The following is a 14,278-nucleotide window of genomic DNA, read 5'->3' on the forward strand; positions in this document are numbered from 1 at the left end:
GCCCCCGCGCCGGAGCGCAGGGGCCTGTGGGATGTGGCGGCCGAATGGGGCGATCGGCGCTTCCAAGGTGCCCGACGGTGATCACACCGCCACTCTGCCGCACCTTCCCGCCGGTTACTTCTTGGTCTTGCCGCCCGCGGAGTCGTCACTGGAGAGCACCGCGATGAACGCCTCCTGCGGAACCTCCACGGAACCGACCATCTTCATCCGCTTCTTGCCCTCCTTCTGCTTCTCCAGCAGCTTCCGCTTACGGGAGATGTCACCGCCGTAGCACTTGGCGAGGACGTCCTTGCGGATGGCGCGGATGGTCTCGCGGGCGATGACCCGGGAGCCGATGGCGGCCTGGATCGGCACCTCGAAGGCCTGCCGCGGGATGAGCTCCCTGAGCTTGGCGACGAGCCGCACACCGTAGGCGTACGCCGCGTCCTTGTGGGTGATCGCCGAGAACGCGTCGACCTTGTCGCCGTGCAGCAGGATGTCGACCTTCACCAGCTGGGCGCCCTGCTCGCCGGTGGGCTCGTAGTCGAGCGAGGCGTAGCCGCGGGTCTTGGACTTCAGCTGGTCGAAGAAATCGAAGACGATCTCGGCCAGGGGGAGGGTGTAGCGGATCTCGACCCGGTCCTCGGAGAGGTAGTCCATGCCGAGCAGCACACCGCGGCGGTTCTGGCAGAGCTCCATGATCGAGCCGATGAACTCGCTCGGCGCGAGGATCGTCGCCCGCACGACCGGCTCGAAGACCTCGTCGATCTTGCCCTCGGGGAACTCGCTCGGGTTGGTGACGATGTGCTCGCCGCCGTCCTCCATGACCACCCGGTAGACCACGTTCGGCGCGGTCGCGATCAGGTCGAGGCCGAACTCGCGCTCCAGCCGCTCGCGGATCACGTCGAGGTGGAGCAGACCGAGGAAGCCGACGCGGAAGCCGAAGCCGAGCGCGGCGCTGGTCTCCGGTTCGTAGACGAGGGCGGCGTCGTTGAGCTGCAGCTTGTCCAGGGCGTCACGCAGCTCCGGGTAGTCCGAGCCGTCCAGCGGGTAGAGGCCGGAGAACACCATCGGCTTGGGGTCCTTGTAGCCGCCGAGGGCCTCGGTGGCGCCCTTGTGCAGGGTCGTGATGGTGTCACCGACCTTGGACTGGCGGACGTCCTTCACACCGGTGATGAGGTAGCCGACCTCGCCGACGCCGAGACCGTCGGCCGGGAGCATCTCCGGGGAGTTGGTGCCGATCTCCAGCAGCTCGTGCGTGGCGCCGGTGGACATCATCCTGATGCGCTCGCGCTTGTTCAGCTGGCCGTCGATGACTCGTACGTAGGTGACGACGCCGCGGTAGGAGTCGTAGACGGAGTCGAAGATCATCGCGCGGGCGGGGGCGTCCTTGACACCGACCGGTGCGGGAACGTCCTTGACGACGCGGTCGAGCAGCGCCTCCACCCCCAGGCCCGTCTTGGCCGAGACCTTGAGCACGTCGGAGGGGTCGCAGCCGATGAGGTTCGCGAGCTCCTCGGAGAACTTCTCGGGCTGCGCGGCCGGCAGGTCGATCTTGTTGAGGACCGGGACGATGGTGAGGTCGTTCTCCATCGCGAGATAGAGGTTGGCCAGCGTCTGCGCCTCGATGCCCTGGGCGGCGTCCACCAGCAGGACCGTGCCCTCGCAGGCGGCGAGCGAGCGCGACACCTCGTAGGTGAAGTCGACGTGCCCCGGGGTGTCGATCATGTTGAGGATGTGGGTGCTGCCCTGACCCTCGCCCGTGGTGGGCGCCCACGGCAGACGAACCGCCTGGGACTTGATCGTGATGCCGCGCTCACGCTCGATGTCCATACGGTCGAGGTACTGAGCGCGCATCTGCCGCTGCTCGACCACGCCGGTCAGCTGGAGCATCCGGTCGGCAAGCGTGGACTTGCCGTGGTCGATGTGCGCGATGATGCAGAAGTTGCGGATCAGCGCCGGGTCGGTACGGCTCGGCTCGGGCACATGCATAGGGGTCGCGGGCACGCAGGGTCCTGATTCTTGAGCGCCGGGCGCTCGTGTCTCGGGTCGATGTCGGACGTGTCGGATCGATACGCAGCCTCCATGGTCCCACGCCTGCGGGGCTGCGCCCGGTTTGGGCCGGTCGCACGGCGGCTGGTAGCCTGGGCAGCTGTGTCTCTTGCCCTCTCAGCCTGAGACACACCCCTGGAAAAACATCGAACCTGAAAAGGCTCTTTCGTGGCGAACATCAAGTCCCAGATCAAGCGGAACAAGACGAACGAGAAGGCGCGCCTGCGTAACAAGGCCGTCAAGTCCTCGCTCAAGACCGCGATCCGCAAGGCCCGTGAGGCTGCCGCCGCGGGTGACGTCGAGAAGGCCACCGTGGCCGCTCGCGAGGCGTCCCGCAAGCTCGACAAGGCTGTCTCGAAGGGTGTCATCCACAAGAACGCCGCCGCCAACAAGAAGTCGGCGCTGGCGTCCAAGGTTGCCTCCCTCCAGGGCTGAGCACTCCTTGAAGTACCCCGGCGAAATCCCCACTCGGGATGACGCGCCGGACGACTTGATCGCCGGAACGGACCAGGCGGGCCCTCTCTTCCGCCCCTGACCGGCACCCCCGGGTCTGCACGCGGCCTGCGTTCGCCACGCGGGTGCGGACCCCCTGCTCTACCCGAAGGCCCCGCCTCCGTCCTTCCCCAGGACGTCGGGCGGGGCCTTCGGCGTGCACGGGGAACCGTGCACGGGAGCCGATTACGGAGCTGGGGTCCGGACGGGGCATTGACGGGGTCGGGACGAGGTCGGGACGGGGTCAGTCGCGGGCGGCGACCGGGGCCTCGGCCAGAGGACCGGCCCCGGTCACGGGCGCGCTTGGCGCGGCGGCACGGACGCCCACCCTCGTACAGGGCCGCACTCGGACGTACTCAGGCGCACTCGGGCGTACTCGGGCGTCCGGCAACGCCGCGAAGCGCCGTGCCGGGCGTCGCGAGCCGGTGAGCCTTTCCGGTCAGGGCACTAGCGCTGGCCGTGTCGGGAGCGGGCCGCGTGGGCGATCGTGACCACGGCCTTCTCCAGCGCGTACTCCGGATCGTCCCCGCCGCCCTTGACGCCCGCGTCCGCCTCGGCCACCGCCCGCAGGGCGATAGCCACCCCGTCCGGTGTCCAGCCGCGCATCTGCTGCCGCACCCGGTCGATCTTCCACGGCGGCATGCCCAGCTCACGCGCAAGATCGGCGGGCCGCCCGCCCCGTGCGGAGGAGAGCTTGCCGATCGCCCGCACCCCCTGGGCCAGCGCGCTGGTGATCAGCACCGGAGCGACGCCCGTCGACAGGGACCACCTCAGCGCCTCCAGCGCCTCCGCTGTACGCCCCTCCACCGCCCGGTCGGCGACGGTGAAACTGGAGGCTTCCGCGCGCCCCGTGTAGTACCGCCCGACGACCGCCTCGTCGATCGTCCCGTCCACGTCCGCGACGAGCTGCGACACCGCGCTCGCCAGCTCCCGCAGATCACTGCCGATGGAGTCGACCAGCGCCTGGCATGCTTCCGGCGTCGCCGACCGCCCCAGCGCCCGGAACTCGGACCGCACGAACGTCAGCCGCTCAGCCGGCTTCGTCGTCTTGGGACATGCCACCTCGCGCGCGCCCGCCTTGCGCGCCGCGTCCAGCAGGCCCTTCCCCTTCGCCCCGCCGGCGTGCAGCAGGACCAGGGTGATCTCATCGGCGGGCGCTTCGACGTACGCCTTGATGTCCTTGACCGTGTCGGCGGACAGATCGTGCGCGTTGCGCACCACGACGACCTTGCGCTCCGCGAAGAGCGAGGGGCTCGTCAGCTCGGCGAGCGTGCCCGGCTGGAGCTGGTCCGGGGCGAGGTCGCGCACATCCGTGTCCGCGTCCGCGGCCCTCGCCGCCTCCACGACCTGCCGCACGGCGCGGTCCAGCAGCAGATCCTCCTGGCCCACGGCGAGCGTGACGGGGGCGAGGGGGTCGTCGTTGGTGTTCTTCCTGGTGGCCATCGCGGTCCAGCATCGCACGGGGCACGGACACCGGCCGCACCCCCGCGGGCAGGGCTACGGCTTCTCCCGCCAGCCGTCCCAGTCCGCGACGAGCTCGTCCAGCGCGGCCGCGTCCAGCCGGCCCTCCGGATCCTCGACGACCACCAGCCACTGGGCGTCCTCGGCGTCGTCCTCACCCGCCAGCGCGTCCCGGACCAGCCGAGGCTCGTCGGCCACGGCGAACCGGTCCCCCACGGTCTTGGCCACCTCCTCCGCGGCCTCGCGGTCGGGCAGCACCAGCACATGTCTCACATCGTCCACCGCCACATTGTGCCGTCCTCCGGGACCCCTCAGGCACTCGGCCGGCGGACCTCCGGAACCCGGTCGAGCACCACTCCGAAGTGGTCCCGGTAGGCGGCCAGCACCTCCGCGTCGTCTCCGAGCCGCCGCTCCTTCCTCTCCCCGTGCACCGTCGTGACCAGCTTCCGTCCGGTAAGGGTGACCCGCCCTTCCCCGGTGAGCCGGGAGCAGACGAGGGACTGGGTGAAGTGGGAGGCGGGCGACGTGCGGTGGTACCAGGCACCGACCTCGAAGTCCGCCAGCACCCGCGGCCGCAGGTCCACCCGGAACTGCGGTTTGCCGTCCCGCAGCACGTCGACATCGCCCCCGGGCGCCTCGGTCAGCCGGAACGTACCCGCCGGGTCGCTCTGCTCGCCCCGCTCCTCCAGCAGGAGAGGACGGTGGCTGTGGTCGCCGAAGCCCACGTCCGCCAGCCAGGGCCCGGTGCCGTCCACGGTCTCCACCCGCAGGGTGAGGTGGTCGTACGGGATGCCGAGCCGGCCGCTCTCCCCGAACACCCGGCCCTGGAGCAGGGTGACGCGGAAGCCCAGCGCACTCAGCAACACCGCGAACGCCCCGTTGAGTTCGTAGCAGAACCCGCCGCGTCGGGCCTCCACGACCTTGTCGAGCAGCGCCTTGTCCTCCAGGACCATGTTCTCGCCCAGATGGATCGAGAGATTCTCGAACGGAACGGACCGCAGATGCCGGAGCTGGAGCTCGCGCAGCGCCTCGGCGTCCGCCCGCCCAGGGCGCGTGGCTCCGATACGGCGGAGATACGCGTCGACGAACTCGGCTTGCCCGGGCGCCGACGGCTGCGATGTGGTGTCCATGGATGCAGTCTCGCCGTGGACGGCCCGCCCGCGCCATGCGCCGATGGTCCTCGTCCCATCGGCGGAGGAGTCTGCGCCCGCTGTCCCGATCCGCCCTTGTGCGGCGCCCCCGGCATCCCCCTGGCGTCACCGCCCTGCGGTCCCCGGCTCAGCCGGGCCGGGCCGCACCCCGCGGTACGGCCTGCAGCTGATCACCCGCTCCCGTCACGGCGACAGCCCCGTCCCTGTCCGTACGGAGCACCGCCGCGCCCTGAGCCCGCAGTGTGTCGATGATGCGGGCCGACGGATGGCCGTAGGTGTTGGGGCCGCAGGAGATCAGGGCGAGCCGCGGACGGGCACCGGCCAGCAGGCCGGGGTGCTGGAACGGCGAGCCATGGTGGGCGACCTTGAGGACGTCCACCGGCGGGAGCGCCGGGTGGGCCCGTATGAGCCCTTGCTGGGCCGGAGGTTCCAGATCTCCGAGGAGGAGCAGCGAAGGGCCGTCGGCGACCCGGACGAACAGCACGACACTCGCGTCGTTCGGCCCCTCGGGCGGCGGCCCGGGGCCCGCAGTCGGCCACAGCACCCGCCAGTCCAGCCGCCCCGCCCTGCGGCGCTCCCCCGCCGCCGCACGGATCACGGGCACTCCGGCAGCCTCCGCCGTGCGCCGCACGAACGCCGCTTGCCCGGGCGGCTCTTCGAGCGTCGTCGTCTGGACCGCGCCGACGGTCCTGCCGCGCAGCACACCGGACAGCCCGGCGACATGGTCGGCGTGGAAGTGCGTCAGCAGCAGGAGAGGGATCCGGGTGACGCCGAGCTCGTGCAGGCACCGGTCGATGAGCACCGGGTCCGGTCCGGCGTCCACGACCACCGCCGCGCCGTCCCCGGCCGCGAGCACGGTGGCGTCGCCCTGGCCCACTTCGCACATCGCGAACGCCCAACCCGGCGGCGGCCATCCGGTGATGGCCCGGGTGAGCGGCGCGGGGCGCACGACGGCCAGCACCAGCAGCAGGGCACAGGGAGCGGCGAGCCAGGGCTGCCGCAGCACCACCCTGCGGGCGGCCAGGACCAGGAGAGCGGTGACCGCGGCCAGCAGCAGCCCGCCCCGCCAGCCGCCCGGCCAGTCGACCTGCGCCCCTGGAAGGGAGGCGCCGGTGCGGGCCACGCCGGCGATCCACTCCGCGGGCCAGCCCGCGCACTTGGCCAGCATCTCGGCCACCGGTATCGCCACCGGCGCCATGGCGAGCGCCGTGAAGCCGAGGACCGTGGCGGGCGCAACCGCGAGCTCGGCGAACAGGTTGCAGGGGATCGCGACGAGGCTGACCCGTGCTGCGAACACGGCCACCACCGGAGCGCACACCGCCTGCGCCGCGGCGGCTGCAGCCAGTGCCTCGGCGGGCCGCCCCGGCACACCGTGCCTTTGCAGTGCCTCGCTCCAGCGCGGTGCGATGGTCAGCAGGGCGCCGGTGGCCAGCACGGACAGCAGGAATCCGTAGGCAACGGCCAGCCGTGGGTCGTACAGGACGAGCAGCAGCACGGCTCCCGCCAGTGCCGGGATCAGTGATCTGCGGCGGCCGGTACCGATCGCGAGCAGGGTGATCAGTCCGCAGGCCGCTGCCCGCATGACGCTCGGATCGGGGCGGCACACCACCACGAATGCGAGCGTGAGTCCCCCGCCGAGCAGTGCCGTGGCACGGAGCGAGATGCCCAGCCGTGGTGCCAGCCCTCCCCGCTCCGCCCGAAGTGCCCGGCCCGGAGGCCCGACGAGCAGGAACAGCACGACCGTCAGGTTGCTGCCGGACACAGCCAGTAGATGAGTCAGGTCGGTCGCCTCGAACGCGTCGTACAGCTCGGGGTCGATCCGGGACGTGTCCCCGACGACGAGTCCGGGGAGCAGGGCGCGGGCGTCGGCGTCCAGGCCGTCGGTCGCGCGGCGCAGTCCGGCGCGCAGTTCACCGGCGGTCCGCTGCACCGCGGTCGGCGGTCCGGTGATCCGGGGCGGCCCACTGCCCCGGGCCTTGAGGACCGCGGCGAATCTGGTGTCGCCCTGCAGCGGCGGCTCCGAGCGGGCGGCCAGCACCAGCCGTGTCGACGGCAGCAGCCGCATCCATTCCCCCGTCGCGGCACCCGGTCGGGCGATCACCAGGACCGGCGCCCGTGTGGCCACCGCGGCCTCGTCCGGCGTTGTCACCCGGGTGACCTCCGCCGGCAGGGCGACCGCGGTTCCCGTCAGGTGTGCTCCCCTGATCCGCGGCCGGAGGGGGCGCGGGTCGCCCGTGACCGTCAACTCCACCGTGATGCGCCCGTACCGGCCTGCTGCTGCCGGCACCGGCCCCCGGTACAGATCCGCCGCGCACAGTCCCCCGGCGGCCGCTCCCGCGGCGGAGCAGAGCAGCACAGCGGCGCCCGCGACCCGATGCGCGGAGCCCGGCCGCGTCCGCCGCCGTAAGCCGCGCACCAGCAGGGGTGCCAGCAGTACGGCGGCGCCGGTGAGGCAGACCGTGACCACCGTGGCCGGCCAGGGCGGCCGGACGGACAGGCCGAGGGCTGCCGCGCCCCACGCCGCCAGCGCGGGCAGGACCAGACGGAGGTCGACCGGGCCTTCCTGCCGTGGGTCGGACGTGCCCGCCCGACGGCGGGTCACCGGGCGAACCGCTCGGCGCGTCATGGCCGTACCAGGGACTGGAGGTCCGCAAACCGGCGATCGCCGATCCCGTCGACGTCGCGCAGTTCGTCCACGGAGCGGAAACCGCCGTGCTCGGTCCGGTAGTCGACGATGTGCTGGGCCAGCACGGGGCCGACTCCGGGCAGTGTGTCGAGCTGCTCGGCGGTCGCGCTGTTCAGGCTGACCGGCCCGGGGGCCTGCCCGGGCGCGGCTCCGCCGACCTGTCCGGGGACGCCGGCTCCGGGTGGCGCGGCAACGCCCACCACCACCTGCTCGCCGTCCATCAGCACACGCGCCCGGTTGAGCCCGGTGATGTCCGTGCCCGCTCTGACCCCGCCCGCCGCGCGCAACGCGTCGGCGACCCGCGAACCGGCAGGCAGGCGGAGGACGCCCGGACGCCGTACCTTGCCGCTGACGTCGACGACGATCCTGGCGCCGGCCGGGGCCTCGGGTGGCTGCCCCGGCGAGGACTCCGGCTCGGGTCCGGGAGGCACGGACACGGCGGGACGGCTCTCACGGACCAGTTGCGGCGCATGCACGGGCTCCGGGCGTCCGGTCCAGAAGTGCTGCACGGCGAAGCCGACGCCCACCACGAGCACGACCGCCAGCGCCGCCAGTGTCCTCGCCTCCAGCCCGCACCTGAGCTGGATCCACAGCGGGAGCCGCTCCCGCAGCACGATCCTCCCGCGCTCCCGCACCGACAGCTCGGGCGTGGACCGCAGGGGCGCCGAAGCCTCTGGTGCGAGTGTGCGAAACCCGCCCCGCGCGGACCCACTCCCTGCCTGCGCGTCGGCCGAGGCCAGCGTCATCGTCCGATGGCCAGGCCGATGAGAGGGGGCAGGCCGATGAGCAGCCGGCCGAAGGACAGCAGGCGGACGAGGTGCGGGCGGATGGGCAGTGGGCCCATGGGCAGCCGGACGGAGAGCCACCCGTCTCGGCCGGACCACCGGCCCGCCCGGTGGTCCGGGTAAGCCCTGCGCGTCCGGTACGCCTTGGCCGTCCTTGCTGTCCCGGCTACCCCGGCTGTCCCGGCCGTCCTGTGTGTCCGGCCTCTGCGGGGAATCCGGGGGGCCTGGAGCCCTCAGCGGCTCGGTGCCCGGGCCGACTGCCGCCCCCGACCGCTGGAACAGCGCATCCGCGCGCCCACGCAGGGACGGCACCGATGGAGACCCTGGCGGCGGCCCCGGCAGGGGCGAGGCAAGGGATCCGGACCCCGGGCGTCTGGCCCGCAGGCGCCGTCGGCTGTGGCGGGCACGCCCGTCCGAGGCCGGGGCTCGGCCCGGCCCGCTCGTCGCGGAGTGTGATCGATGAGTCATGCCACAGGACGTTAGGCACATCCGCCCGAGCCCGCCGAGAAGGCCCGATTCCGGTGGATGACGGGCCTGTTGTGGACAACTCCGTCACCCGCAGGAGCGACTCCTCACACGGGGACAATGGTGCGAGCGACCCCGGGGGAAGCCGCGGCCCTGCTCACCGGGGAGAGACCACGGCCCCGAGCAGTCCCGGCCCCGTGTGCGCCCCGATCACCGCGCCGACTTCGCTGACATGCAGTTCGGCGAGGTTGGGCACGCGCTCGCGCAGTCGCTCCGCCAGGGTCGACGCCCTTTCCGGGGCCGCGAGATGGTGCACCGCGATGTCGACCCGGCCCGTGCCCGCCCGTTCGGCGACGATCTCCTCCAGCCGGGCGATCGCCTTCGATGCCGTGCGGACCTTTTCCAGCAGTTCGATCCGGCCGCCGTCGAGCTGGAGGAGCGGCTTCACCGCGAGCGCCGAGCCGAGCAGGGCCTGCGCTGCGCCGATGCGGCCGCCGCGGCGCAGATAGTCGAGGGTGTCGACGTAGAAGTAGGCGGAGGTCGCAGCCGCCCGCTTCTCGGCCGCGGTCACCGCCTCGTCCAGGGTGCCGCCCGAGTCCGCCGACTCAGCCGCTGCGAGGGCGCAGAAGCCCAGGGCCATCGCGACCATTCCGGTGTCCACGACCCGCACCGGAACGGGCGCCTCACGCGCCGCCAGCGCCGCCGCGTCGTAGGTGCCGGAGAATTCGGAGGACAGGTGCAGGGAAACGATGCTGCTCGCCCCCGCCTCGGCCGTCGCCCGGTAGGCCGCGGCGAACGTCTCCGGGCTCGGCCGGGATGTCGTCACGGAGCGCCGCTTCTGGAGGGCGACGGCGAGCGAGCGGGCCGAGATCTCGGTGCCCTCCTCGAGGGCCTGGTCGCCGAGTACGACGGTCAGTGGCACCGCGGTGATGCCATGCCGCTCCATCGTCTGTGGCGGCAAGTAGGCCGTGGAATCGGTGACGATCGCGACATGGCGGGACATGAGCGGGAGGTTACCCGCAGCCGACCCCGCACGGCAGCCCGACCCCGCCCAGCCGGTCGGTTCCGGTCGGTGCCGGCCTCGGCGTGAGACCGGTCCGCACGGGGCGCGAGGCCCCGCTCAGCACCGACTCGCCCCCCTGCCGCATACCCCGGTCCGCCGTCGGCACGCATTCCGCTTCCGCGGCTCGCACCGCCCGCCGACCCGCCTCGACGCGTCCCCTTGCCACCCGGCCTCGACCCGCTGGCCCCGTCCGACCTGACCGCTGTCCCGTCCGGCCTGGCCGCTAGTTCGATGTCTCCGGGCGTGCCGTCTTCTGCCAGGAGTACGTCGTCGGCTGCCGGGGATCGCGCGCCGTGATCGCCTGAGGCGGCGCCGGCGGCGCCTCCCCGGCGTCGGGCCGAGCCGCGGTCTCTGCGGCAGGTCCGGCAGCTCCGGCAGGTCCGGCGGCCCCCTCGGCCCTCGCAGCCCAGTCCGGCTCCGCCCGGGACCAGTCGCGCAGCGCGCCCGCCTCCACGTCGATCTGCGCGCTCAGCGCCGACAGATCGTCCTCCGCGAAGGTCCGCGCGCGGTCCCTGGCCGCCCATCGCAGCGCGTCGGCGGAGTGCGTGATCCGCTCGACCCGCTCGCGCAGGTCCGGCAGCCGCTCCGTCACCTGGTGCCGGTCGGGCTCGCGCTCCAGTCGCTTCAGCTCGTCGTCCAGCTCCCGCCCGTGCACGCTCAGCCGCTCGAAGAGACCGAGCGACTCCCTCAGCGACGCGTCCTCGGCGACACCGGCGTGCAGCGCGTCCTGCGTGGCCTTCATCGACGTGCGCAGCCGGAGCCGCAGCTGTGCCAGCTCACCGGCCACACCGACCTGCCCGAGGCTCTTCGCCCGCAGCGTCGTGTCCTCGACCGTGCGCCGGGCCTGGCTGATCGTGCGGTCCACGCCGCGCTTCGCCGCGCCGACCGCCTTCACGCTCACATACACCCCGAGCACCACGAAGGCGACGAAGAGCAGCGCCAGGACGAGGATTACGGCTTCCATGGGGCGCCCTCCGGACTAACGGGCCTGCTGCCCGTGCAGTGTGTTCCTCCACGGTAAACGCAGCGGGCAGGCCGAGGGTTCCAGCGGAACCCCCAACCTGCCCGTAGGGGAAACCCCGGCGCCGGCCGTCACCGGCCGTGAGCCGCTACGCGGGGACGATGTTCACCAGCTTCGGCGCCCGCACGATCACCTTGCGGATGCCCGCGCCGCCCAGCGCCGAGACGACCGTCGCGTCGCCCAGGGCCAGCGCCTCCAGGTCTGCGTCCGTGATCGACGGCGAGACCTCCAGACGCGCCCTGACCTTGCCCTTGATCTGCACGACGCAGGTCACGGTCTCGTCCACGACGTAGGCCGGGTCGGCGACCGGGAAGTCCTGGTGCACGACGGAGTCCGTGTGCCCCAGCCGGCGCCACAGCTCCTCGGCGATGTGCGGGGCCAGCGGCGCGACCAGCAGGACCAGCCGCTCCGCGACCGACCGCGCCACGGGGCCGCCCGCCTTGGTCAGGTGGTTGTTCAGCTCGGTGATCTTGGCAATGGCGGTGTTGAACCGCATCGCCTCCATGTCCTGGCCGACGCCGTCGATGGCCTTGTGCAGGGCGCGCAGGCTCGCCTCGTCCGGCTCGGCGTCCACGACGGTGACCTCGCCGGTCGCCTCGTCGACGACGTTGCGCCACAGGCGCTGCAGCAGGCGGTACTGGCCGACGACCGCGCGTGTGTCCCACGGCCGCGAGACGTCCAGCGGGCCCATCGCCATCTCGTACAGGCGCAGCGTGTCCGCACCGTACTCGGCGGCGATCTCGTCCGGGGTGACCGCGTTCTTCAGGGACTTGCCCATCTTGCCCAGCTCGCGCTTGACCGGCTCACCGTCGAAGAAGAACTTCCCGTCCCGCTCCTCGGCCTCGGCCGCCGGCACCGGGAAGCCGCGCTCGTCCCGGTAGACGTATGCCTGGATCATGCCCTGGTTGAACAGCTTGTGGAACGGCTCGGCGGAGGAGACGTACCCCAGGTCGAACAGCACCTTGGACCAGAAGCGGGCGTACAGCAGGTGCAGTACGGCGTGCTCGGCGCCGCCCACGTACAGGTCCACACCGCCGTGCGGCTGGCCTTCGCGCGGGCCCATCCAGTACCGCTCGATCTCGGGGTCGACCAGCTTGCCCTCGTTGTGCGGGTCCAGGTAGCGCAGCTCGTACCAGCACGAACCGGCCCAGTTGGGCATGGTGTTGGTCTCGCGGCGGTACGTCTTCGGACCGTCGCCCAGGTCCAGCTCGACGTCCACCCACTGCTCGTTGCGCGACAGAGGGGTCTCGGGCTGGGTGTCGGCGTCGTCCGGGTCGAAGGTGCGCGGCGAGTAGTCGTCGACCTCCGGCAGCTCCAGCGGCAGCATCGACTCGGGCAGCGCGTGGGCGATGCCGTCCTCGTCGTAGACGATCGGGAAGGGCTCGCCCCAGTAGCGCTGCCGGCTGAACAGCCAGTCGCGCAGCCGGAAGTTGATGGTCCCTTCGCCGATGCCGCGCTCGGTCAGCCATTCGATCATCTTCGACTTGGCCTCGTCGATACCCAGGCCGTTCAGGGAGATCTCGTCGTTCGCCGAGTTGATCGCCGGTCCCTGGCCGGTGTACGCCTCGCCCTCCCAGCCCTCCGGCGGCTGCACGGTGCGGACGATGGGCAGGTCGAACGCCTGGGCGAACTCCCAGTCGCGCTCGTCCTGGCCGGGGACGGCCATGATCGCGCCGGTGCCGTAGCCCATCAGGACGTAGTCGGCGACGAAGACCGGGACGCGGGCTCCGGTGACGGGGTTCAGGGCGTAAGCGCCGCTGAAGACACCGGTCTTGTCCTTGTGCTCGGTCTGGCGCTCGACATCGCTCTTGGTCTGCGCCTGCTTGCGGTACGCGGCGACGGCCTCGGCCGGAGTGGCGGCGCCGCCCGTCCAGACGTCCTTGCCCCGGGCCTCCTGCGGCCATTCGGCCGGCAGGATCGCGTCGATCAGGTCGTGCTCGGGCGCCAGGACCATGTAGGTGGCACCGAACAGGGTGTCGGGGCGGGTGGTGAAGACCGTGACGCGCTCGCCGTCGTGACCGTCGACGCGGAAGCCGACGCGCGCACCCTCGCTGCGGCCGATCCAGTTGCGCTGCTGCAGCTTGATGGCCTCGGGCCAGTCCAGCGCGTCCAGATCGTCCAGCAGCCGGTCCGCGTAGGCGGTGATGCGCATGTTCCACTGGCGCAGATTGGCCTTGAAGACGGGGAAGTTGCCGCGCTCGGAGCGGCCGTCGGCGGTGACTTCCTCGTTGGCCAGCACGGTGCCCAGGCCGGGACACCAGTTGACGGGGGCATCGGAGGCGTACGCCAGGCGGTGCCCGCTCAGGACGTCGGCGCGCTCGACGGCGCTCAGCTCATCCCAGGGGCGCCCGGACGGAGTCGCGCGCCCCCCGCTTTCGAACTGCGCCACCAGGTCGGCGATCGGACGGGCCTTCTTGACGTCCTCGTCGTACCAGGAGTTGAAGATCTGCAGGAAGATCCACTGGGTCCACTTGTAGTAGTCCGGGTCGATCGTGGCGAACGACCGGCGCTTGTCGTGGCCCAGGCCCAGCCGGCGCAGCTGGACCTTCATGTTCTCGATGTTGGCCTCGGTGGAGACCCGCGGGTGCGTGCCGGTCTGGACGGCGTACTGCTCGGCGGGCAGGCCGAAGGCGTCGAAGCCCAGGGTGTGCAGGACGTTGTGGCCGGTCATCCGCTGGTGGCGGGCGTAGACATCGGTCGCGATGTAGCCCAGCGGGTGTCCGACGTGCAGGCCCGCACCGGAGGGATACGGGAACATGTCCATGATGAACTTCTTGGGGCGGGCGACGGCGGCCTGGTCACCGGCGTCACCGGCCAGGTCACCGCTCGGATTGGGCGCCTCGTAGGTGCCTTCCGCGTCCCAGGAGTCCTGCCAGCGCGCCTCGATGTCGGCGGCCATGGCCGCCGTGTAGCGGTGCGGTGCGGCCACCTCGGCGGTGGGCGCACCACCCGTGCCGAACGCCACGGGGGAGGAATTCGTCTCGCTCATGATCCCTAAAGCTCCATCGATCGTCTCTGCCAGCGTTCCCGGAATTCCGGGCTGTGCCCACAAACAAAAGGACCCCTCGCACAGGAGGGGACGCCGCGCCGATTCCGACCGGATGATTCACCGGCCGGGACTGA

Annotated in this window: 10 protein-coding genes; 1 reads left to right on the forward strand and 9 read right to left on the reverse strand. The window is 72.0% G+C overall.

Annotated elements, in window-relative coordinates:
• Positions 1-114: 114 nt before the first annotated feature.
• The gene (gene lepA, locus KK483_RS10945; protein WP_262005041.1) at positions 115-1,986 is read right to left on the reverse strand and encodes a translation elongation factor 4; all 1,872 of its coding nucleotides are present in this window, start codon (positions 1,984-1,986) and stop codon (positions 115-117) included.
• A 213-nt stretch (positions 1,987-2,199) separates the two neighbouring features.
• Here lepA and rpsT point away from each other — a divergent pair, with 213 nt between their 5' ends.
• Complete coding sequence (gene rpsT / locus KK483_RS10950) at positions 2,200-2,466, forward strand: 30S ribosomal protein S20 (RefSeq protein WP_123187713.1); 267 nt, start codon at positions 2,200-2,202, stop codon at positions 2,464-2,466.
• Between the two features lie 504 nt (positions 2,467-2,970).
• Here rpsT and holA read toward each other — a convergent pair.
• The 8 genes from holA to leuS form a co-directional block, all read right to left on the reverse strand.
• Positions 2,971-3,966: a DNA polymerase III subunit delta gene (gene holA, locus KK483_RS10955; RefSeq protein WP_262005043.1), complete on the reverse strand. Its 996-nt coding sequence runs from the start codon at positions 3,964-3,966 to the stop codon at positions 2,971-2,973.
• A gap of 54 nt (positions 3,967-4,020) precedes the next feature.
• Complete coding sequence (locus tag KK483_RS10960) at positions 4,021-4,266, reverse strand: hypothetical protein (RefSeq protein ID WP_262005044.1); 246 nt, start codon at positions 4,264-4,266, stop codon at positions 4,021-4,023.
• 29 nt (positions 4,267-4,295) lie between these two features.
• Entirely contained in the window at positions 4,296-5,114 is an 819-nt protein-coding gene (locus KK483_RS10965; protein WP_262005046.1) for an arylamine N-acetyltransferase, read from the reverse strand.
• Between the two features lie 148 nt (positions 5,115-5,262).
• Positions 5,263-7,761, reverse strand: a complete 2,499-nt coding sequence (locus KK483_RS10970; RefSeq protein ID WP_262005047.1) for a ComEC/Rec2 family competence protein — start codon at positions 7,759-7,761, stop codon at positions 5,263-5,265.
• A complete protein-coding gene (locus tag KK483_RS10975; protein WP_262005049.1) occupies positions 7,758-8,567 on the reverse strand; it encodes a ComEA family DNA-binding protein in 810 nt (269 codons plus the stop codon). Before KK483_RS10975 ends, KK483_RS10970 begins: the two co-directional genes overlap by 4 nt.
• Positions 8,568-9,228: 661 nt before the next feature.
• A complete protein-coding gene (locus tag KK483_RS10980) occupies positions 9,229-10,074 on the reverse strand; it encodes a DegV family protein (protein WP_262005050.1) in 846 nt (281 codons plus the stop codon).
• 283 nt (positions 10,075-10,357) lie between these two features.
• Complete coding sequence (locus tag KK483_RS10985; RefSeq protein WP_262005051.1) at positions 10,358-11,098, reverse strand: hypothetical protein; 741 nt, start codon at positions 11,096-11,098, stop codon at positions 10,358-10,360.
• Positions 11,099-11,243: 145 nt separating this feature from the next.
• Positions 11,244-14,144 carry a leucine--tRNA ligase gene (leuS, locus tag KK483_RS10990; protein ID WP_262005052.1) on the reverse strand — a complete coding sequence of 967 codons (2,901 nt, stop codon included), beginning with the start codon at positions 14,142-14,144 and terminating at the stop codon, positions 11,244-11,246.
• Positions 14,145-14,278: the final 134 nt, after the last annotated feature.

This window comes from Streptomyces sp. FIT100 (assembly GCF_024584805.1).
Taxonomy (GTDB): domain Bacteria; phylum Actinomycetota; class Actinomycetes; order Streptomycetales; family Streptomycetaceae; genus Streptomyces.